A 21,524-nucleotide genomic window follows, 5' to 3' on the forward strand; every position below is an offset into this window, starting at 1 on the left:
TTTACAAGACTATATGCCTTGGTCAAAATCGATTCAAGTAGCTTGTGCAAAATAATAGCCTTCAATCCAAAAAAACATTGGATTGAAGGCTATTCGTCGTGCGTACCAGAAGACGTGCGATATTTTTTATTTCGGGCTTACTTTGAAAGATTTCATTTCCCCATCTCCTTACGTTTTCTCGAAATCATCTAAGCTCTCAGGATTTTTTACCATTCCGTACTCATTGTACGTTAAGAAAGCTTGGTTAATTTATAAATTTCATTAAAAAAACCCAAACTCCAAATAAAACTGGAGAAAGGGTTTGATGTGTTTATTATTCTTCGTCTAATAATAATGCTAATTCTTCTGGCATTTCTTCATCGTCTTCGTCATGAGCTGCGATTGTGTAAGAGCCAGCTACCATGCCTAGAGATTCACGGATTTTGCCTTCGATTTCTTGTTGGATAGCAGGGTTTTCTTTAAGGAATTGTTTTACGTTTTCACGACCTTGGCCGATACGCTCGTCCCCGTAAGAGTACCAAGAACCACTCTTTTGAATGATGTCAAATTCTGCACCGATATCAACGATTTCCCCAACTTTAGAAATCCCTTCACCGTACATGATGTCAACTTCAGCAGTACGGAATGGAGGAGCTACTTTGTTTTTAACTACTTTAATTTTTGTTTTGTTACCAACCATGTCGCTACCTTGTTTGATTGTTTCCGCACGACGAACTTCTAAACGAACAGAAGAGTAGAATTTAAGCGCGCGTCCACCAGGGGTTGTTTCAGGGTTACCAAACATTACACCGATTTTTTCACGAACTTGGTTGATGAAGATTGCCAATGTGTTTGATTTGTTAATAACACCGCCAAGTTTACGTAAAGCTTGAGACAATAGTGATAGGTAAGAGTTTGATGTTATCTCCGTCTTTTCCCCCACTCCACACCGTACGTGACAGTTTCCCATCATACGGCGTTCCATCATGACTTATATTAAGAAGTAATCAATGTATTTCCTACCATTTTTCGGTATTGATTTATTAATTGTATGATTTCGCTCGGTTTCTTTTTCGGTTTCTTCCTACCATGCAGTTCATATAATTGGAGAAGCTCTTTTGATAACTCCTTAATTGTCTCTTCTCTTGTTGCATGAATTAATTTATGAACTGATTTGTGTAGGATCACCAGATTGTTGTATTTGTCAGATCCGCCTAAAGCTCTTGGTTTTTTGTGATGACAGGCTATTTCATCTATTGTTAAAAACTTGCCTGTTATTCTACACTTACCATTTTGAGCAACGTATAGGCTGACTCTATTATCGTTATATTCCACAGTCTCTTTTGGATTAGGGTTTCTAACTAAATATTCCACAATTCTCATATCTGCTGATACTTTCTACCCTCAATTGTATAATCGCAAGTATTTTGATTAAAGTTCATTGGTGGTTTGGTTTTTACGCCACCAATTGGATATAGGGCTCTTTTTCCTACATGATATATCCTGTATGTTTTGATGTAATCAGGATAGAGTTTCTTGTAGGATTTGTCATCTGTTAGACCTTTCTTTAGAGAGATAATATCCTTTAACCTACTTTTGATTGCAGGAAGTATCTTATATTCTATTTCACACATATCTTTATTTATGTGTGTAGCCACTTTGTAGTAGTTGTGATAGCCAAGTACCATACTGTTGTATTTCCCAACCTGGAAATTGACATTCTCAGGTTTACATCTTTGTATGGATTTTATTTGTTGTCTTAAATCTTTAAGAATTTTTTGTTTAGCTTTATCACACATATAAGATTTAACTACCCATTTCCCCTTTTTGAGAACTGTTTTGATTTTGAAACCTAAGAATTCTGTATAATTAGTTTTCATGTTTACTATCTTTGACTTTTCAGGGCTAATATCTAACCGTAACCTTTTCCTCAGCCAATCTCTGGTTGCATGAAAGGTTTTAACGGCTGTTGGGTAATACCTACATAAGATTTTAAAGTCGTCAGCATACCTTACAATCCATATTTCTTTCATGTTTGTAGTTTTCAATGCTCTGTACTTTTTAGAATGTGATGAGTATTCATGTCTCGACTGATATGTTTCCCATTGTGAGGAAACCCACCAGTCCAAATCGTTTAGATAAATATTACTCAATAGTGGGCTGATTATTCCTCCCTGTGGTGTGCCTTTGTTCGGAATCCCTTCTCCCTCTATTGGGGCTTTTAGGAGCTTCTTGAGTATACTAATAACTCGTTTATCCCTTATACCCATGTTCCACACTTGTTTGATTAGGATATTATGGTCTACGTTATCGAAAAACGATTTAATATCTACATCAACTACATACGTTATTTGCGATTGGTGTACCATATGGTGTACCCTCGCTATAGCATGATGGGCTGACCTATTATCTCTAAATCCATAATTGTGTGGGTGTAACTTTGCTTCAACGATTGGCTTCAAGATCTGTAGAATACATTGCTGTACCAACCTATCACTAATTGTAGGAATTCCTAAAGGTCTTAATTTCCCATTAGGTTTTGGTATCATGACTCGTCTAACTGATTGAGGTTTGTAGTCTGCCAGCTTATTTCTGACGAGATTAACTACTTCGCTTTCCGTTAGATTTTTAATGTCATGGATTGTCTTACCATCTGTTCCCGCTGTCTTAGCACCTTTATTTGTTTTCATTGCCCTGTATGCTCTGATGATATTTCTCTCATCAATTATGAGGTTATATAAATTAGTAAAGTGTTTATTTTCTTTACTTAACCTATATAGTTCATCATACATATCTTGTGTTTGATAGTATTCTGAAAATCTAAGTTCAGATTTCTTTCTCGGGTTCTCTGGTAGTGAAGTCGGTTTCCCCAATAGTACAGGTTCACCTCTTTTTCTTCTTACTCGAACCTTCAATCATACATTAATTTCTTCTAATATAAGTTCATTGACTTGTGGCTATCCCTCCACAGCTTATTATCACTGCTTTAACGGTACTGTGCCACTACTCTCACAACGATTAAGGTATGTTATAGATAAAATCCTTTCCATACCAACACTTCATAGATGGTAAGTCTCTCCATGTTCGTTGCTTTCCACGTTCCGATATTCCTATCTTTGCATACACCCTTAGGTGCTACCTTTAAGCCTGTTCGCTTGATAATGCCTGTAACATTATAGGGTTTTTCATAGATTAAAGTTTTACTCAACCCCACGAACGTCATCCAATTGATGACAACAGCATTTCTACTGTTCAGCCTTTAGGCTCGTACATTCGGTAGTTCGTCAGTTCCAGTAAGCTAAGGGAACATTCTCACCATAGGTGTTTTATAGACCCCCGACCTATCAGTTGCACCATCCACCTCTGGACAGCTTTCGGTTTGCTTTCGTAAGCCACTTCGACAACTTTCAGCCGACTTCAACGGGCTTTGCACATGATTATTCTTACCTCTAATCATGCACACCGTAGTATTAGGGGAGACGTTTCAGGGCGTTACCCCGTCATTCCATCTCTCGAAATATCAGTTCTCCTAACAGTTAGAATTATATAACCACCTAAGAATTATGGAATCATATAGATTCGTAGTCTCAAATTCATAACTGATTAGTGGCTAATCTTTTCAATTAGCAACGTGTCACACTTAAACGAGCTTGTAGACCCATATGAGAGTCACCCATTTCGCCTTCGATCTCTGCTTTTGGTACTAATGCAGCAACAGAGTCAATTACGATAACGTCAATCGCACCACTACGTACTAGTGCTTCAGCGATTTCAAGTGCTTGCTCACCTGTGTCAGGTTGAGAAAGGATTAATTCATCAATATTTACGCCTAATTTTTGTGCATAAACTGGGTCCAGGGCATGCTCGGCGTCTATGAATGCTGCTTGTCCACCTTTTTTCTGTGCTTCCGCGATGGCATGAAGTGCAACTGTTGTTTTACCTGAAGATTCTGGTCCGTAGATTTCGATGATTCTTCCTTTAGGGTATCCACCAACACCAAGTGCTGCATCAAGTGCTAATGAACCACTTGAGATTGTTTCAATTTGAAGGTCAGATTTCTCACCAAGTTTCATGATGGAACCTTTACCGAATTGTTTTTCAATTTGTTTTAACGCCATATCTAAGGCCGCTTTACGATCGCTCAAAAAATTTCCTCCTTAATTAGAAAATGAATCTGTTTTTCTTATGTCTCTACTATACTTCTTTTTTGAGAAAGATTCAAGAAAAACCGAACATATTTTCGATTTTCGGCCAAATTAATTTTTTGGATACTAAAAGTGTATCCAAATTTGAATTTTGAAGTAGTTTTCCTGAACTTCATTTCTCACCATTTTTATATGTTAATAATAGTTTTTCCATTTTTTAGTTTTCATTTCCCTATCTATCAACTATAATGGGTGGATGGTTTATTAGATTAGTATAATCAGATGAGCACATTGACACCAAGGGAGAAACCAAATGAAAAAATCATTGCTTTATTTAAGTGTAATTGCCGCTATGACACTAGCTGCATGTACAAACGAGAACACCGCAACAGAACAAGAACAGAAATCCGAAGAAGGCTTAGATCAAACTCCCCAAAAAGAGCTTGTCTATACATTAAATGGTGAAGAAGTCATTGAAACAGATGTTGATTTCGTGAAGATCAACAATACAAATATAAAGATGATTTTACCGTCAGACTACAGTTATCGTGATGGAAATAGTGCTAATCAAAGTGGAGATGTCGCTTCCTATTCTGTCTCAGTTACGGGAAAAGAAGAATATGAAGGAACTCGTTTCTATTTTGAGAATGCACTAAAAGAAGATAGCGAAGAAATGATCGAAATGAACATGCGAAGTAATGTAACAATGACAGGACTTGAAGCTAATCATGAACTTCATAAAGTCGATTCAACTAAATTTGATGTTCTATATAAGATGACTGCGCCAGGACATATAATCTATTTTGCCGCTAAAACATTTGAAGGAAAAACTCATTACATCAGTGCATACATTTTTGATTCAGAGAAATTAGGTTATGAAGATTATGTATTGAAAGCGTTAGATTCAATCGAGTTTGTATCAGAAGATTAACGGATGAGCGTCGATCCTTTTTTAGGACGGCGCTTTTATTTTGAAATAATATATCTGATGGACCGTGCATACCGCATCTCTCCTACAGTACTCGCATCAAATATATGCACGTAATATTCACGGAGTGAGGTCGAATTGTTCATTCGACTTGTGGATAGCCAAGTTCTACAGGAAATCAGCCAACCTGAGGTACTTATCAGCCAAATCAGGTTCCTTATCAGCCATGATGAACTTTTGCCTGGAGATATCAGCCAAATTCTACAGGAAATCAGCCAACCTGAGGTACTTATCAGCCAAATCAGGTTCCTTATCAGCCAAGTTAAACTTTTGCCTGGAGATATCAGCCAAATTCTACAGGAAATCAGCCAACCTGAGGTACTTATCAGCCAAATCAGGTTACTTATAAGCCAAGATGAACTTTTGCCTGGAGATATCAGCCAAGTTCTGCGGGAAATCAGCCAACCTGAGGTACTTATCAGCCAATGCAATCCCAGCTCACGTCATTTAAAGAGCAATTGAAACTAATATTTTTTAAAAGGGTCTAATATGTAAAGGAGGCGGGATGCCGATGACAAAGGCAGTACTTCGCAATGCTTTTGCGGTTTTGTTGTTGATTTTGCTAGTTGGATGTTCTGCGGATCCGAAAGTTGATGATGGAACCAACATAGAAAATGGAATCGTGTCCGATGAATATAATGAAGCCAGAAAGATAGCATGGGATTATATCTTGGAAATGGGCTGGGACAAACACGCTGAGGGAGATTGGCAGAGTGCGGAAGTTCAGGTTGTTGAGGTTGGCGAACACTATGAGCTGTTTGATGAGTCTTATTTGGGGGAGGAAGTTTTGGAGGTTTCTTTTGTTGATGTAGCAAGTACCTTGGTTGGGACTCCGGAAATACTTGTTGATTCGGAAACTGGTGAGGTTGTTGGGTATTTGCCGGGTGAGTAAGATGAGATAAAATAAATAGGCAGTCTGCAAGGTGTGAAAGGTTCATTCATCCTGTAGACTACCTTTATTATGTTATACGGGTTTGTATCCTAATCTTATCAATCATCTGACTTGGATATATGTATACCTAAACTATTTACTAATTCTCTTGCGTAGAGTTTTATAAATACTATTGTTCATTGCCATGTTCATCATAAACTTTAGGTAAATATCGATGCCCAAATCCTAAAACTTCAACTAATTTATTAGATTTCATGTACCTATGAGCAATTCTCATATCTTCTTCTGGCAATTCACCGACTTTTAACAATTGTCCAGGACTTGAAAAGTGATAAGACTTGTAATCACTTAAACTGAAATCTAATTGTTGTCCAAGAGAAGGGTTGTTTACAATCATTTCAATTGCTTTTATTACCTCGTCAACTACTATATTGAATCTGTCACTATATACAGAATAAAGAGCTAGGACGTCCAACATTAAATACATCGGCTCCATCCCAACTCCTTTTATAGCTGAAATTTTATCTATGGCGTTTTCAATCTGATCTTTCATCGTCATTTGTCTTCTAAATCCTCCAAGCCAAATAATTTCATATATTGATCTAGGTCTCTTTTCGCTTCATTTGCAAGTTCTTTTCCACTTAATATTCTACGGTCTTTATTTGTAGCACGTTCTGCAAAAACTTCTTCAATTTCAATGTCGTTTAGTCTCACAAGTGTATCTGATACCATATCTTTTACCTCCTTACGATTGCTACTTTCCATCCTTTACACCTCCACATTACTATAATTTGGTAAATTTGTACATAATTTTGTTTGCAATATATTATTACCAAGTATGAAGTAGTCTAGTCAAAAATAAGCTTGTCACTAAGCTGCTTAATGAATCTTATTATTAAATGGTAAAAGACATTACAAAAGTTATGTAATGTCTTTTATTTTTCTAACCATTATATAAGGTAAATGTTTTAAAAAAGAGACTACTATATCTAAACTCGCTTGTAACCTTTCTCCTCTAATAACCTCATTAAATAACTGCACGCAAATTTCACCGCGCGTAGGCGATTTGTGTTGCGCATGCCAGAAAGTTGTAGTTTGTGCGTTACCGGTTCGTCATCTCCGATTGCAAAACCGATCCAAATTGTACCTGCAGGTTGGCCGTCATGTGAGTCGGGACCAGCTGCACCTGTTAGGCCGATGCCGATGTCGGTACCCATAATTTTACGAGCATTTGCCGCCATGCTAGCCGCGCATTCGCTACTTACAATCCCATGTTGCTCAAGTAAGGCTTGTTCGATTCCAAGTTGATTTACTTTTGCTTGTTCCGTGTACGTGACGAATCCGCCGACAAGCGTTCCACTTACGCCAGGAATTTCTGCTAATTCGGATTGGAACAGCCCAGCAGTTAAACTTTCAGCTGCTGCGATTGTAAGCTTGTTGTGCAGAAGCATTTCCACGGTTTTTGAAGTTAATGAATCATCATCCACACCGTATTGATATTGGCCAACGATTGCTTGGATTTCTGCTTTTTTTGCGTTGATAAGTTTCCAAGCTTCCTCTTCTGACTGTGCTTTTGCTGTTATGCGTAGGGTTACTTCCCCGTCAGATGCAAGCGGCGCAACAGTTGGGTTAGTTTGATTGTCCAAAATGTCTTGAACTTGTACTTCTAGCTCGGCTTCTCCAATGCCGTAAAATCTGAGAACGTGGGAAACAATCATGCCCCCATCGCTGACTTTTTTGGCAAGGAGTGGTTTTGCTTCAAATTGGAACATTGGCTCGAGTTCTTTTGGAGGGCCAGGTAGCAATATGTAGGTGCGATTGTCTTTATCGAGTAACATACCAGGCGCCATGCCATGATGGTTTTTTAGAACTTTACACCCTTCGAGAACGAGGGCCTGTTTTTTATTATTTTCAGTCATTGGACGGCCGTATCTCGCGAAAAATTCCTCGATATAAGTGAGTGCTTCGTGATCAAAAGCGAGAGGCACGCCTAAATGTTTGGCAATCGTTTCTTTTGTTAAGTCGTCTTTTGTAGGGCCAAGTCCACCCGAGAATATGATGAGGTCGGCTCTTTCTTCCGCGATTTTTATAGCATTTTGCAGGCGGTTTGCGTTATCACCCACCACCGTATGGAAGTAAACATTTATCCCTAGTTCAGAAAGTTGGCTTGAAATAAATTTCGCATTCGTATTCGCAATTTGCCCTAACAACAATTCAGATCCCACTGCAATAATCTCTGCATTCATCACTGGTCCCCCGCTTTTTTTGGATTTATTTCCTTTATTATAACTGATTGTATATTTTACGGATTGTTTTTTGGTTTCATTCTTAGGGAGAAAATAAAAAAATCGGAATTCATTATTGAATCCCGAGGTGGTTTAGAGTTATTTCGAGTTTACAAAAATCATTCTGTTCTTCCAGAAGTAGTCCCAGCCAGACCAAACTGTGAAGATTAGTGCGATGTAAAGCATGATCATGTCAAATGGAATACCGAACATCACGAAGAATGTGTTGTGCAATAATAAGGAAGCGATCGCAACGATTTGTGCCCATGTTTTGATTTTTCCTAGGTTACTTGCAGCGACAACTTCTCCGCCTTCTGCAGCAAGGATTGCACGTAAGCCTGTGACCGCAAACTCACGGCTAATGATGACAATGATGATCCAGCTTGGTGCATAGCCGAGTTCGACTAACACGATAAAGGCAGCGGATACTAATAGTTTATCTGCTAAAGGATCTAGAAACTTCCCTAGGTTGGTAACTAAATTGTATTTTCTCGCGAAGTGGCCGTCAATCCAGTCTGTACAAGAGGCGATGATGAATATTAATCCCCCTACAAAATGTTCGACTGGCATGTCTGCGCCGAATAAATTCATTTCTCCCCAGCCAAAGTCATAGATCATGACAATGACAAAGATAGGGATTAAGATGATTCGCGAAACTGTTATTTTATTTGGTAAATTCATGTAAAAAAACACCTTTCATTTCTAAAAAAACGGCTGTCCAGAAAGCAATTTTTCTGCACAGCCTTTCTTCAAGTATTCGTTCGTAAATAGTTGAGTGACTTACTGCAGTTACATACAGTTTCCACAAATCACGGTTAGTTTATAAGTATGTAATATTATTTTAGGGTTTGGGTTGTTGGGTTATTGGGTTATTGGGTTGTTGGGTTATTGGCTTGGGTTTGGCGGCGGTAATGGACGGTTTAGTGGGTTGCTGGGTGTGAATTGTCTATTAAGGATTAGTTAATGGACACTTCAGCCGGATTTCGAGCTCGTTTTGTCCATTAAAGTGATGTTATTGGACAATTCAACTAAATTTTCGGTGTGAATTGTCCATAATGGACTAGTTAATGGACATTTTGGCCCATTTTCGAGCTAGTTTCGTCCATTAAAGTGATGTTATTGGACAATTCAACTAAATTTTCAGTGTGAATTGTCCATAATGGACTAGTTAATGGACATTTGCACGGCTTTTTCTAACCCTAATGTCCATAAAAGACATGTTAATGGACATTTTAGTTACTTTTTATGGGTGTTTTGTCCATAAGAGTCCTTCCTATGGACACTTTAGCCACTTTTTTCACTTGTTTTGTCCATTAGAGCCATTCTCATGGACACTTCATTCACTTTTCGCGCTCATTTTGTCCATGAGAGCCCTTCTCATGGACACTTCAAACACTTTTCCCACTTGTTTCGTCCATGAGACCACTTCACATGGACACTTCATTCACTTTTCCCGCTCATTTTGTCCATGAGAGCCCTTCTCATGGACACTTCATTCACTTTTCCCACTTGTTTCGTCCATGAGACCACTTTACATGGACACTTCATTCACTTTTCCCGCTCATTTTGTCCATGAGAGCCTTTCTCATGGACACTTCAAACACTTTTCCCACTCATTTTGTCCATTAGAGCCCTTCTCATGGACACTTCAAACACTTTTCCCACTTATTTCGTCCATGAGACCACTTCACATGGACACTTCATTCACTTTTCCCACTTGTTTCGTCCATGAGACCACTTCACATGGACACTTCATTCACTTTTCCCGCTCTTCCTGTCCATAAGACCGCTTTTCATTAAGCTAATTACTCCTGCGCCGCTTCTTCCGCGAACTTAAAGATCATGTTTTGTACACTTTTGCCACGTTCTTGTGGGTTTGTTGTGTATGGTACTTCGATGTCGTTGATAAAGATTTTTGCGTTGTTTGCGTTACCAAGGCGAATTCGTGCGTATCCATTTGCTGTTGCGTCGAATGTGACTTCATCGCCAGCACCGTATACGTCAGCTGTAATTTGTTCAGCTCGGTTTGCGTCTTGGATACCAACCCATGTATCACCTGAAACGACAACTTTAATATTGAGTGTTTCTGTGTTAGAAAGTTCATTCACTGTAGTGATACTTCCGTCTGCTTCTGTTCTTGTTTCAGAAACTTTGATGGATTGTTCTTCAGCAGGTTCTTCTTCCACAGGCTCTTCAGTATCTGTTTCTTCGTCAGTTGCTTCGCCTTCATCTGTAGTAGAACCAGAAGTTTCGTCATTTTCATTTGGTGTTGGGGTCGGTTTTTGATCGTATTCAAATTGTGTTTCATCTACTTGTTCATCTTCAGGTATGTTTTGTACCTTTTGAGAGTAGAGGAACCAAATAACCGCTATGATCACGATGATAAATAATGCCACTATAATTTTTGGTGCAGTTTCCATCATTTTTCCTGATGATCTAGAGTTTCTGCGTGTTGGAGTATAAGGAACAGATTGAGTTACCTCTTCAGGAGTCGTGCTCGGAACTTCATTTTTATATTGTTCTAAAAGTTCTTCTGACTTTAATCCTACTGCTTCTGCATACTGTTTTATAAATGCGCGTACGTAAAAAGTACCTGGCATAATTGAATAATTGCCCTCTTCGATGCCCACCAAATATCGTTTCTGAATTTTTGTAATTTCTTGTAAATCATCTAAGCTGTATCCTTTAGATAATCTGGCTTCTTTCAGTCGAGTACCGAGCTCCGTCACTTTTCTCACCTTCTTTTACTGTAATCAAATTTCGCTTTAGCTTATTTGGCCAACTAGCGCCAATTTCATAATCAACTACTAAAAATTAAATCCTCCGAAAAAATTGTCCGTTTGAGACATCATTTGATTTTTTTCCATTATGTCATAAGTGATTTCTTCATTTGGATCGTGTCGTAATTCAATGATATAGTCAAAATCTTCTATTTTATATTCTGATATTTGGACAAACATATCTGGATGTTCAATTACTTTGATGGTTGGCATTTTCATGATTTCACGAACGAGACGTAAATGTCCTTCGTCGTTACTATTACGTGTTACTGCACCATCTAGAATAAAAATATTATTGTCACTGAACTCATCACCAATGAGTTTGTTGCGGAGTGTTTGCTTAATCATTGTAGATGATAAGAAAATCCACTTTTTGTTGGCACAGACGCTGGCAGCTACTACCGATTCCGTTTTACCAACCCTTGGCATACCACGGATTCCGATTAGTTTGTGTCCTTCCATTTTGAAAAGTTCCGCCATGAAATCAACAAGAATACCTAGTTCTGTACGAACAAATCGGAAAGTATTTTTTTCATCTACATCTCTTTGGATGTAGCGGCCGTGTCTTACAGCTAGGCGATCGCGAATTTTTGGTTGACGAAATTTTGTAACATGAATGTTTTCCATTGTAGACACAATAGAAATAAATCGTTCAATGGAATCTTCAGTTTCAGCATTTAAAAGCATTCCACGACGACCTTCATCGACCCCATTAATGGATACTATATTGACTCTAAGCATACCAAGTAGTGACGCGATATCACCTAATAACCCTGGACGATTCACTTGAATCTCATATTCAAAATACCATTCACTCATAAAAAAAATCGTCCCCTTACTATTGAAACGAAAAATTATATTAATAGTTTCATCATAGCGGATTTTCTATGTATTGAAAAGTTGCAAAACGACAAAAATCTTCCTAAATAATTTTCCCACTTTATGTAGAAAGATAGATTCATATATTATACTGTGTAAAATTTCCATTAATTGTCATGGTGTTAGTAAAAGAAAAGGAGGACAAAGCCTCCTTTTACAAGAAACATATGAGGCCTCACATGAAGTGAGAAGGGTAATTTTTAAAGTTGTGACTTTGCGCCATTTTTTTGTATGCTCCTAAAATGCACGTGTGCCACGTACCAAACATCCCCCTGCAACCCTTACCAAGATTGATAATGGATAGAAGAAAAATGAATGTTATTGTACGCGATTGTTGTGCACAAGCTTGATGATACAGTTAGCAATAGCATGCTTTTCATCGTTAGAAGCTACTCCCCATAAGTCAGAAAGTACGCGTTCTTGCTCGTTTTTAGGATCTACGTTTTTTTGTAAGTAGTCACCGATTTGAACAGCAGTGGCTTCAATCATTTTTTTGGACATACCAGTGTTTTCAGCATTATCAACTTGTTTGCCTAAAAACCCTGTCCAACGATCCCAGTTTTCTAATAAACCCATTTTTCACTCCTCCTTTGCACAATTAGTATGAGCAAAGGAGATTTTTTTATGTACTAACTAATTTGGCGGTGAGAGAAATTATGAATTTTTGATTGGGCTGGGTTTATAGATGGTTTCTATGTTACCTTTCGTGATTAATATTGGTCGGTTTGGGCACTTAGAGATCTTCTATGTTACCTTTTGTGTTTATTTTTGATTCGGTTGGTCACTTAGAATGTTTCTATGTTACCTTTTGGAATGATTTTTGTTCCGTTTGGGCACTTAGAGAGCTTCTATGTTACCTTTTAGGACTATTTTTGTTCCGTTCGGGCACTTAGAGAGCTTCTATGTTACCTTTTAGGACTATTTTTGTTCCGTTTGGGCACTTAGAGAGCTTCTATGTTACCTTTTGGGTTTATTTTTGATTCGGTTGGGCACATAGAGAGCTTCTATGTTACCTTTTGGGTTTATTTTTGATTCGGTTGGTCACTTAGAGAGCTTCTATGTTACCTTTTGGAATGATTTTTGTTCCGTTTGGGCACATAGAGAGCTTCTATGTTACCTTTTGGAATGATTTTTGTTCCATTTGGGCACATAGACAGCTTCTATGTTACCTTTTAGGGCTATTTTTGTTCCGTTTGGGCACATAGACAGCTTCTATGTTACCTTTTAGGGCTATTTTTGGTCGGTTTGGGCACATAGAACGTTTCTATGTTACCTTTCGTGCTCATTTTAAGTTTGTTTGGTCACTGAGTCGGTTTCTCTGTTACCTTTCGTGCTTAATTTTAGCTCATTCGGTCATTGAGATCGCTTATCTGTTACCTTTCACACAGAAATTCACCCATTTCGGGCAATGACTCAATCCAAACTTAAATATACCATCCACCATTCACACGAATAATCTGCCCTGTGACATAATCAGCTTGACCACTTAAATAAAACGCGACCATGTTGGCAACGTCACGAGTTTCACCCGCGCGTGCAAGTGGGATTTCTTCAAATACCCGGGATTTTTCTTCATCCGATAAGTGGTTATTCATTTCTGTCTCAATAAATCCAGGCGCGATTGCATTTACTCGAATCCGGTTAAACGCAACTTCTTTGGCGTATGATTTAACAAATGAATGTTGTGCACCTTTTACCGCCGCATACACCGCTTCACCAGCGGATCCTGCCTCGCCCCATATAGAGCCAATGAATAAACAATAACTTACATCATTTTTACGTAGTTTTCCCGAAAGCAACGCAAGTAATCGAATTGGATTTTGCACATGGACATGCCAAAGTTTATCCATTTCTTCAACAGGTGTATCTTCAATCAGTCCATAATATGCATGGCCGCTTGCAAACACGACTGCATTTAAATGAAAGATTTGTGGCGCCAATGTTTCAGCACCATTCACATCGGTAAAGTCCGATTGCACAGGAATAAACTCTTGATTTGGGTAATCAAGAGTTAGTTCCTTCAACAGTTGCTGAATTTTTTCTGTTCCTTTATTGTAATGCAAATAGAGGGACCATCCGTCTTTTGCTAAGCGCTGACAGATGGCACTCCCGATTGCACCAGATGCCCCAAGTACAAGTGCAAATTTGTTCATTTTGTTTCGCTCACTTACTTAAATTTTCAGAAGCTGCTCTGACGCGATGGCGGCTTGCGGATTTATTTCATTCACTTGAAATACGCCTCGAAGGCTTTCCTTCATTAATTTCGCTCGTTCACTGGAACTACTTTAAACACTGTTTGTTGTGACTCACCTAAAATTGTGCCGAACGCTTCTTTAATGTCTTCGACTGTTAATTTTTCAATAACAGGCACTGCATCAAATAGGTTCATGTCATTGAATTTATAACGTGTGAATTGGTTGGCAATAAATTCGATTGAGTTTAGTGCACGTAAGAAGAAGCCAATTTTTTTGCGTTTAATACGCTCAATTGCTTCAGGCTTAAACACATCTTCCGTTTCGACTTTATTAATTTGCTCAAGCACTAACTCTGCGAATTTATCTGGATCCGCAGTGTCTGATCCTATTAACGCGAAGCCAAATCCTTGTTCAAGGGAGAAATCGTAGGCATATGACTCGTCGATCAGACCGCTTTCATACACATTTGTGTAGAAATCAGAAGCACGGCCGAATAGACATTCTAAACCAATTTGCACAGAAAGCTCGTGTTTCAGCATTGCATCGCCTGAAAGATTTGTTTCTTTCGCTTTTAAGCCGATATACACTTTTGGTTTTTGCACATCCATTTTAATTTCACGTGTTTTATGTGCTACTTCTGTTGGTTCATCTTCAAAGTGACGCTCGATTTCCGCCGCTTCTTTGAATACTTTTTGATCTTGATTCTTTTTAATGAACTCGATCATTTCGTCCGGATTCACCGCACCAACTACAAATAATATCATATTGGATGGATGATAGAAAGTGTTATAGCAAGTATATAAGTGCTCCGCCGTAATTTTATCGATTGATTCTTCAGTTCCGGCAATGTCAATTTTCACTGGATGGTTATGGAACATGTTTTCAATCGTACCAAAATACACTCGATAATCAGGTTGGTCATTGTACATTTGGATTTCTTGGCCAATGATGCCCTTTTCTTTATTCACTGTTTTTTCAGTGAAATATGGCTCTTGCACAAAATTCAAAAGTGTTTCTGTATTTTTTAACACGTTGTCTGTTGAAGAGAATAAATACGCCGTACGCGCGAAAGTAGTGAATGCGTTTGCTGATGCACCGTATTCACTAAATTGTTGGAACACGTCTCCATGCTCTTTCTCAAACATTTTATGTTCTAAAAAGTGCGCAATTCCATCCGGCACCGTGATCATTTCATCTTCACCAAGCGGTTTAAATGTGCGATCCACTGAACCGTATTTCGTTGTAAAGGTCACATAAGTTTTTGAAAAACCTTTTTTCGGCAAGATATAAACTTCTAATCCGTTTGAAAGTTTTTCATAGTAAAGTGTTTCATCAAGCTGCTTAAAATCAATTGTTTGCATCTTGTGTGCCCTCCTTCCCACTTAAGAAGTAAATCGCTTCTAGTTTTAACTTCTCAGCCATTTGCTGTAGGTCTTCTTTCGTAACCTTCGCCCAACGCTCTTTCCAAGTGTCAACTGAGAATTCTTCACCATAGTCTTTGTATTGATCATAAATATCTATTTGTCCACGCGCCGAATCTAACGCTTCTTTTAATTGATTCGTCATCATCGCTTTTGTTTGATTCAGTTCAAGGTCAGTAATTTCACCATTTTTCATGGCATCAAGCTGTTCTTTAATGACATCAATTGCTTTTTTCTCATTGGACGGCTCGATTCCAGAAACAACGTATACAAGACCGTAGTGAGATGAATAAGAACTTGAAGCATAGTAAGCTAAACTTTCACGTTCACGTACATTCATGAAAATTTTAGAATGGGCATACCCACCAAATACACCATTGAAAATTTGCATTTTTGGATAGTCTTCATCACCAAATTTGATTGGCGTGCTATAACCCATATGCAATTTCCCTTGATTCATTTCTTGTTTTTCATTTGTATATTCTTTTTCCGGTCCTTCTTCAGGGTATTCCGGGTAAGGAATTGGTTCACGGTCTTTGAACTGTAAAGCGTTTACAAGTTTTTCCTGAATCGCTTCAACATCCACATCCCCAAGAACATAAATATCAATTTTGTCTTCATTGATCATGGAATGGTAAGCTTTTGTTAAGCTTTCAGGTGTTACTTTTTTCACTTCTTCAATCGTACCATTCGCTGAAATGGATGCTGGTTGATTTGGTCGCATAATTTGCGTTAGGCGTTGATGAGCATAACGTGTTTTATCATCAAAAACTGATTGAATCCGTTGAATAATCATTTCTTTTTCGCGTTCCACGATAGAAGGAACAAATTGATCATTTTCGAAATTGGGGTTAAAAATCGCTGTTTGAATTAAATCAATTACGTCATCAAGGACTTTATTATTTGCTAAATATTGATCATTCACCGTTTCAACATTCAAAACTACTGTGTGATCTTGGCCGCGCTTTGACGCATCAAAATACATAACCGTACCGTACAGATCATCTAAATGACTACGGTATTCGGCCGCTTTTTTAAATTTCCCGTTACTATGGTGCATCACGTTGGATAAAACCGAACGCTCTGCCGCATCCTTAACTGTAAGTGGCTTTCTCCACTTTATTGAAAAATTAACCGTTTTGAATTGTGAGGATTGTCGAATATGTAGGGAAACGCCCTTGGCAATCTCAATTGTTGAAAACAAATAAATACCCCTCTCTATTCTAGGTTGTAAATCATCTTTAATTAGCTGCGACTTTGGACTATTTTAGTGTCACTCTTTCATCGCACGTTTAACTCGGAATGAATTCTGTTATATCCTTCGATTGGAAAATAATTTTCCAACATCGCTAAAAAATAACAATTCATAACACTACTATACATGTCTTATTATGGTTTATGCAAAAATTAATATGTATTCGGAAATAAAATCGGTCATAGGAGTTTTGGCTTGGTGGTTTTAGGAGAGAGGTTTTGGGGTCAATTTTGAGAGATTGTGAGTAGTGGGGATTTATGGGCGTGTTTTGGGAGTTTATGGGCGGGTTTCGGAGCTTTATGGGCGAGTTTTGAAGGTTTATGGGTGGATTTCGGAGCTTTATGTGCGAGTTTTGAAGGTTTATGTGCGGGTTTCCAGACTTTATGGGCGGGTTTTGGGGCTTTATGTGCGGCTTTTGAAGGTTTATGGGCGAGTTTCCAGGCTTTATGGGCGATTTTTGAAGGTTTATGGGTGGATTTCGGAGCTTTATGTGCGAGTTCAATTTTATCGCGGTTGCAGGAAACAATACGTTTGAGGCGGCTGCAGAGACTGGTGTGAATAGTAATAAGGTTGTTGAGGAAGCGAATAAAGTTTCTGAATCTGGTAGTACGGAAATGGACACTTTATACAAGTTACATGTTTGTTTTGTCCATTATCACCAGTATAATGGACAGTTTCACTTTATTCCCAAACCGATTTGTCCATTATCACCTTCTTATTGGACAATACACCCCAGTTCCCCACACGTTTTGTCCATTAACCTCATCATAATGGACATTTCCACCCCATCCCAAAACCGAAATATCCATTATCACCCGCCTATTCTCCGCACCAACACACACACCAGTCCCCTTCATCCCCGCAACCAAATACAAAAAACCGCACCCCGAAGTCCCCCTCGAGTTGCGGCTGCGCATTTCATTTTCCAAAAATTAAATTATCTTTTCCCTTTAATATAAGGCACACCACTTGCTTTTGGTGCGTTTGCTTTTCCGATGAATCCAGCTAAAGCGATGATTGTTAATGCGTAAGGTAAGATCGCTAAGATTACTGGTGGAATATCTTTTACGTATGGAATTGCGTTTCCGACTACGCTCAGTGATTGAGCTAGACCGAAGAATAATGCTGCTCCCATTGCGCCTAGTGGATGCCATTTACCGAAGATCATAGCAGCTAGTGCCATGAATCCTTGTCCACTGATTGTTGAAGCTGAGAAGTTACCAGCGATTGCTTGTGCGAAGATTGCTCCCCCGATACCACCAAGAGCACCAGAGATTAATACTGCAATGTAACGTGTTTTTGCAACGTTGATACCCATTGTGTCAGCAGCCATTGGGTGTTCCCCAACAGCACGAATTCTTAAACCGAATGGTGTTTTGTATAATACGAACCAAGCAATGATTACCACTGCGAAGGCAAGGAATGAAGTTGCGTATACATCTTCAAAAAATAATGGTCCAATGAATGGAATGTCAGATAAAACCGGAACATCAAAACGTGAGAAACGTTGTGAAATTGAGTCAGTTTGACCTTTATCGTAAATTAATTTTACGATAAATACTGTTGCTGCAAGACCTAACATATTGATGGCAACCCCAGATACTGTTTGGTCAGCACGGAATGATACTGCAGCAATTGCTAAGATCGATGCCATTAAAATACCGAAGATCATTGCAACAATTAAGCCTACCCATGGTGTTAATGTTCCGAATGCGTCAACAAAAGTTAAGTTAAAGATGATACTACTTGCTGCTCCGACGATCATAATTCCTTCAAGACCAATATTTACTACACCCGAACGTTCTGTAAATACGCCACCAATTGCCGTCATGATTATTGGAGCTGCATAAAATATAGCTGAAGGAATGATAAAATAAAGCACTTCTAAAAAGCTCATCTTATTTTACCTCCTTTTTCGATTTCCCTGCACGATCAAGCAATAGTCGGATGACATAGCCTGAAGCTGCAAATAAAATAATTAAGGCGATTACGATGGACACGATTTCGTTTGGTACACCGGCTTCGTTTGGCATGTTGATACCACCATTTTTCAATGAACCAAATAAAATTGCCGCAAAGAATACACCTACTGGTTGGTTAGCTCCTAATAAAGCAACGGCGATACCGTCAAATCCGATACCTGGTAAAGAAGACATTGTTGCGATATTTTCAAATGTACCTAATGCTTCCATTGCACCAGCTAAACCTGCAAACGCACCAGAAATAAGCATCGATAATACGATATTTTTCTTAACATTCATCCCTGCATATTCTGCAGCGTTTCTGTTAAATCCTACTGCTTTTAACTCGTAACCACGAGTTGTTTTCTCTAGAATGAACCACATTACGACTACACCAATGATTGCGATAATGAATCCCCAGTGCAAACGAGAGAAGTCTGTAATTGATTGTAAAAAGTCTGAACGTAATGAAGCTGATTCATGTACTTTTGGAGTACGCTCTGATCCGCCTGTTACCCAGTCAATAAGTGGGTTAATTGATCTTAAGGCGATGTAGTTCATCATAATTGTCACGATTACTTCGTGCACACCTAGATGAGCTTTTAATAAACCTGGGATGTATGCCCATAATGCACCAACAACTGCTGCTGCAAGAATCGCAAGTGGAAGGTGTATTACCATTGGTAGGTCAACTGCAAACCCTACATAAGCTGCGGCGAACCATCCCATGATTAATTGACCTTCAACCCCGATGTTGAATAGTCCTGTGCGGAAAGCAAAGGCAACCGCTAAACCTGAGAAAATATAAGGAACGATAGTACGAATTGTTTCACCTAAGTTATAACTACTACCAAAAATACCATTCCATAAAGCAATATACCCATCTACTGGGCTATAACCACTGACTAACATCACAATTGCCCCAAAGATTAAACCTAGAATGATTGAAATCACTGGGACTAAAAAATTCTGAGTGCGGCTACTCATTATGCTTCACCACCCTTTTTGCTGCTACCTGATAACTCTTGTCCAGCCATCAATAAGCCTAATTCTTGTTCATTTGTTTCTTTTGGAATCACTGTATCAATAATCGCACCGTCATAGATAACTGCAATACGATCTGAAACATTCATGACTTCATCTAATTCAAATGAAATTAATAAAACCGCTTTTCCTTTATCGCGTTGCTCGATTAATCGTTTGTGGATGTATTCGATTGCTCCTACATCCAGACCACGTGTTGGTAGTGCAGCGATCAATAAATCTGGGTTACGTGTAATTTCACGACCAATGATTGCTTTTTGTTGGTTACCACCAGATAAAGCACGTGCTAAAGACATGTCGCTCGCTGTACGAACGTCAAATTCTTCAATGATTTTACCAGCAATACTTTTAATCTTTTTGTAATCCATAATGCCGCCTTTTGATATCGGCTCTTTATAGTAAGTTTGTAATGCGATATTGTGACTAATTGGGAAGTCAAGAACTAGTCCGTGTTTGTGACGGTCTTGTGGAATATGTCCAATTCCCGCTTCTGTAATTTTTCGAGGTTTGAAGCCAGTAATGTCTTTATTGTTAAGCATGACTTTACCGCTTTTCACTTTACGTAAACCAGTAATCGCTTCGATAAGTTCTGCTTGTCCATTACCATCGATACCAGCAATACCTACGATTTCACCAGCACGCACTTCTAAATTTAGTCCTTTAACTTTTTCAATTCCACGATTATCGGCAACTACTAAATTTTCGATCTTCAATACTGTATCTGTTGGATTCGGATCTTTTTTCTCTGTTTTGAATGTTACTTGACGTCCAACCATCATTTCTGCAAGTTGTGTTGGGTTTGTTTCAGAAGTATTAACTGTGCCAATACCTTCCCCTTTACGAATGATAGTTACACGGTCAGAAACATCCATAATTTCTTGCAGTTTGTGTGTAATTAAAATGATTGATTTACCTTCTTGAATAAGGAGCTTCATAATTTGGATCAACTCAGTAATTTCTTGAGGTGTTAATGAAGCAGTAGGCTCGTCAAAGATTAAAATTTCCGCACCACGGTATAATGTTTTAATAATTTCAACACGTTGTTGCATACCAACTGAAATGTCTTCGATTTTTGCATAAGGGTCTACGTTTAAACCGTAACGCTCTGAAAGTTCTTGAACTTTTTTCGCAGCGTTTTTAATATTAATCGTCCCTGCTTTAGTCGGCTCGTTTCCTAAAATAATGTTTTCCGTAACCGTAAAGTTCTCAACTAACATAAAGTGTTGATGCACCATTCCGATTCCGAGTCTGTTTGCTACGTTCGGGTCAGTTATCTTTACTTCTTTCCCATTTACTTTAATGACGCCCGCTTCAGGTTGATATAAACCGAATAAAACGTTCATTAGAGTGGATTTTCCAGCACCATTCTCACCTAATAATGCATGGATTTCTCCTTTTTTAACTTGAAGCGTAATGTTGTTATTGGCTACAAAATTGCCAAATTGCTTTCGTATGCCAAGCATTTCAATTACATACTCCAACCTGTTCACTCCTTACCGACTTTTAATTAGTATGATTGATTCATTGTATCATCAATTCAATTACACTTCTTTGCATAATTGTGTGAAAAATATTTGTCTTGTGTTATCCATTCACGAGAAATTTTTGTGTAAATCTACACGATATGATGTAAGTTGAAGCTTTATTCGCAATGGTAGTTCTGAAGAAGTAGTAATATGAATAATTACCTATTCAACATT

18 protein-coding genes and 2 pseudogenes are annotated in these 21,524 nt (G+C 38.4%); 3 read left to right on the forward strand and 17 right to left on the reverse strand.

From position 1 onward, the window contains the following. Window positions 1–313: 313 nt before the first annotated feature. The 4 genes and pseudogenes from ACOQFO_RS16740 to ACOQFO_RS16755 all read right to left on the reverse strand — a co-directional run. Window positions 314–880: pseudogene (locus tag ACOQFO_RS16740) on the reverse strand (DNA recombination/repair protein RecA); the annotation flags it as partial. Window positions 881–975: 95 nt separating this feature from the next. After that, the gene (locus ACOQFO_RS16745; RefSeq protein ID WP_421690819.1) at window positions 976–1,362 is read right to left on the reverse strand and encodes an HNH endonuclease; all 387 of its coding nucleotides are present in this window, start codon (window positions 1,360–1,362) and stop codon (window positions 976–978) included. Continuing rightward, window positions 1,359–2,852 carry a group II intron reverse transcriptase/maturase gene (gene ltrA / locus ACOQFO_RS16750; protein WP_421690820.1) on the reverse strand — a complete coding sequence of 498 codons (1,494 nt, stop codon included), beginning with the start codon at window positions 2,850–2,852 and terminating at the stop codon, window positions 1,359–1,361. Before ltrA ends, ACOQFO_RS16745 begins: the two co-directional genes overlap by 4 nt. Before the next feature lie 768 nt (window positions 2,853–3,620). Then, window positions 3,621–4,124: pseudogene (locus ACOQFO_RS16755) on the reverse strand (ATPase domain-containing protein); the annotation flags it as partial. A 313-nt stretch (window positions 4,125–4,437) separates the two neighbouring features. On the opposite strand from ACOQFO_RS16755, the gene ACOQFO_RS16760 reads away from it, so the two are divergent. The 3 genes from ACOQFO_RS16760 (at window position 4,438) to ACOQFO_RS16770 (ending at window position 6,004) form a co-directional block, all read left to right on the forward strand. Then, window positions 4,438–5,055, forward strand: a complete 618-nt coding sequence (locus ACOQFO_RS16760; RefSeq protein ID WP_421690821.1) for a hypothetical protein — start codon at window positions 4,438–4,440, stop codon at window positions 5,053–5,055. A 135-nt stretch (window positions 5,056–5,190) separates the two neighbouring features. Beyond that, the gene (locus ACOQFO_RS16765) at window positions 5,191–5,574 is read left to right on the forward strand and encodes a hypothetical protein (protein WP_421690822.1); all 384 of its coding nucleotides are present in this window, start codon (window positions 5,191–5,193) and stop codon (window positions 5,572–5,574) included. A gap of 49 nt (window positions 5,575–5,623) precedes the next feature. Continuing rightward, window positions 5,624–6,004 (forward strand): hypothetical protein, encoded by a 381-nt coding sequence (locus ACOQFO_RS16770; protein ID WP_421690823.1) that lies wholly within the window; start codon window positions 5,624–5,626, stop codon window positions 6,002–6,004. A gap of 169 nt (window positions 6,005–6,173) precedes the next feature. On the opposite strand, the gene ACOQFO_RS16775 is transcribed toward ACOQFO_RS16770, so the two are convergent. The 13 genes from ACOQFO_RS16775 to ACOQFO_RS16835 form a co-directional block, all read right to left on the reverse strand. Beyond that, entirely contained in the window at window positions 6,174–6,563 is a 390-nt protein-coding gene (locus ACOQFO_RS16775) for a hypothetical protein (protein ID WP_421690824.1), read from the reverse strand. Then, window positions 6,560–6,769 carry a hypothetical protein gene (locus ACOQFO_RS16780; RefSeq protein WP_421690825.1) on the reverse strand — a complete coding sequence of 70 codons (210 nt, stop codon included), beginning with the start codon at window positions 6,767–6,769 and terminating at the stop codon, window positions 6,560–6,562. The genes ACOQFO_RS16775 and ACOQFO_RS16780 overlap by 4 nt, the downstream gene beginning before the upstream one ends. A 224-nt stretch (window positions 6,770–6,993) precedes the next feature. Next, window positions 6,994–8,250 (reverse strand): competence/damage-inducible protein A, encoded by a 1,257-nt coding sequence (locus tag ACOQFO_RS16785; RefSeq protein WP_421690826.1) that lies wholly within the window; start codon window positions 8,248–8,250, stop codon window positions 6,994–6,996. A 138-nt stretch (window positions 8,251–8,388) separates the two neighbouring features. Continuing rightward, window positions 8,389–8,970, reverse strand: coding sequence for a CDP-diacylglycerol--glycerol-3-phosphate 3-phosphatidyltransferase (pgsA, locus tag ACOQFO_RS16790; RefSeq protein WP_421690827.1), 582 nt, complete (start codon window positions 8,968–8,970; stop codon window positions 8,389–8,391). Between the two features lie 1,124 nt (window positions 8,971–10,094). After that, window positions 10,095–11,018: a RodZ domain-containing protein gene (locus ACOQFO_RS16795; RefSeq protein WP_421690828.1), complete on the reverse strand. Its 924-nt coding sequence runs from the start codon at window positions 11,016–11,018 to the stop codon at window positions 10,095–10,097. Between the two features lie 78 nt (window positions 11,019–11,096). Continuing rightward, complete coding sequence (locus ACOQFO_RS16800; protein ID WP_421690829.1) at window positions 11,097–11,888, reverse strand: DUF3388 domain-containing protein; 792 nt, start codon at window positions 11,886–11,888, stop codon at window positions 11,097–11,099. Between the two features lie 378 nt (window positions 11,889–12,266). Beyond that, window positions 12,267–12,524: a DUF3243 domain-containing protein gene (locus ACOQFO_RS16805; protein WP_421690830.1), complete on the reverse strand. Its 258-nt coding sequence runs from the start codon at window positions 12,522–12,524 to the stop codon at window positions 12,267–12,269. 848 nt (window positions 12,525–13,372) lie between these two features. Beyond that, window positions 13,373–14,101 carry an elongation factor P 5-aminopentanone reductase gene (ymfI, locus tag ACOQFO_RS16810; protein ID WP_421690831.1) on the reverse strand — a complete coding sequence of 243 codons (729 nt, stop codon included), beginning with the start codon at window positions 14,099–14,101 and terminating at the stop codon, window positions 13,373–13,375. 104 nt (window positions 14,102–14,205) lie between these two features. After that, window positions 14,206–15,504, reverse strand: coding sequence for an EF-P 5-aminopentanol modification-associated protein YfmH (gene yfmH, locus ACOQFO_RS16815; protein WP_421690832.1), 1,299 nt, complete (start codon window positions 15,502–15,504; stop codon window positions 14,206–14,208). Beyond that, window positions 15,491–16,768 carry an EF-P 5-aminopentanol modification-associated protein YfmF gene (yfmF, locus tag ACOQFO_RS16820; protein ID WP_421690833.1) on the reverse strand — a complete coding sequence of 426 codons (1,278 nt, stop codon included), beginning with the start codon at window positions 16,766–16,768 and terminating at the stop codon, window positions 15,491–15,493. The genes yfmH and yfmF overlap by 14 nt, the downstream gene beginning before the upstream one ends. A gap of 988 nt (window positions 16,769–17,756) precedes the next feature. Continuing rightward, on the reverse strand, window positions 17,757–18,716 hold the full coding sequence (locus ACOQFO_RS16825; RefSeq protein ID WP_421690834.1) for an ABC transporter permease: 960 nt from the start codon (window positions 18,714–18,716) through the stop codon (window positions 17,757–17,759). 1 nt (window position 18,717) lies between these two features. Beyond that, entirely contained in the window at window positions 18,718–19,767 is a 1,050-nt protein-coding gene (locus ACOQFO_RS16830) for an ABC transporter permease (protein WP_421690835.1), read from the reverse strand. Then, window positions 19,767–21,305 carry an ABC transporter ATP-binding protein gene (locus tag ACOQFO_RS16835; RefSeq protein ID WP_421690836.1) on the reverse strand — a complete coding sequence of 513 codons (1,539 nt, stop codon included), beginning with the start codon at window positions 21,303–21,305 and terminating at the stop codon, window positions 19,767–19,769. The genes ACOQFO_RS16830 and ACOQFO_RS16835 overlap by 1 nt, the downstream gene beginning before the upstream one ends. Window positions 21,306–21,524 lie beyond the last annotated feature (219 nt).

The sequence above is a fragment of the Ureibacillus sp. MALMAid1270 genome (genome assembly GCF_049202975.1).
In the GTDB taxonomy this organism is placed as follows: domain Bacteria; phylum Bacillota; class Bacilli; order Bacillales_A; family Planococcaceae; genus Ureibacillus.

Excerpts from the sequence above, each read along its gene's own strand:
- ACOQFO_RS16745 (WP_421690819.1), bottom strand. The coding sequence starts at position 1,362 with ATGAGAATTGTGGAATATTTAGTTAGAAACCCTAATCCAAAAGAGACT.
- ACOQFO_RS16760 (WP_421690821.1), top strand. The coding sequence starts at position 4,438 with ATGAAAAAATCATTGCTTTATTTAAGTGTAATTGCCGCTATGACACTA.
- ACOQFO_RS16770 (WP_421690823.1), top strand. The coding sequence starts at position 5,624 with ATGACAAAGGCAGTACTTCGCAATGCTTTTGCGGTTTTGTTGTTGATT.
- ACOQFO_RS16775 (WP_421690824.1), bottom strand. The coding sequence starts at position 6,563 with ATGACGATGAAAGATCAGATTGAAAACGCCATAGATAAAATTTCAGCT.
- ACOQFO_RS16780 (WP_421690825.1), bottom strand. The coding sequence starts at position 6,769 with ATGGAAAGTAGCAATCGTAAGGAGGTAAAAGATATGGTATCAGATACA.
- ACOQFO_RS16785 (WP_421690826.1), bottom strand. The coding sequence starts at position 8,250 with ATGAATGCAGAGATTATTGCAGTGGGATCTGAATTGTTGTTAGGGCAA.
- pgsA (WP_421690827.1), bottom strand. The coding sequence starts at position 8,970 with ATGAATTTACCAAATAAAATAACAGTTTCGCGAATCATCTTAATCCCT.
- ACOQFO_RS16800 (WP_421690829.1), bottom strand. The coding sequence starts at position 11,888 with ATGAGTGAATGGTATTTTGAATATGAGATTCAAGTGAATCGTCCAGGG.
- ACOQFO_RS16805 (WP_421690830.1), bottom strand. The coding sequence starts at position 12,524 with ATGGGTTTATTAGAAAACTGGGATCGTTGGACAGGGTTTTTAGGCAAA.
- ymfI (WP_421690831.1), bottom strand. The coding sequence starts at position 14,101 with ATGAACAAATTTGCACTTGTACTTGGGGCATCTGGTGCAATCGGGAGT.
- yfmH (WP_421690832.1), bottom strand. The coding sequence starts at position 15,504 with ATGCAAACAATTGATTTTAAGCAGCTTGATGAAACACTTTACTATGAA.
- ACOQFO_RS16825 (WP_421690834.1), bottom strand. The coding sequence starts at position 18,716 with ATGAGCTTTTTAGAAGTGCTTTATTTTATCATTCCTTCAGCTATATTT.
- ACOQFO_RS16830 (WP_421690835.1), bottom strand. The coding sequence starts at position 19,767 with ATGAGTAGCCGCACTCAGAATTTTTTAGTCCCAGTGATTTCAATCATT.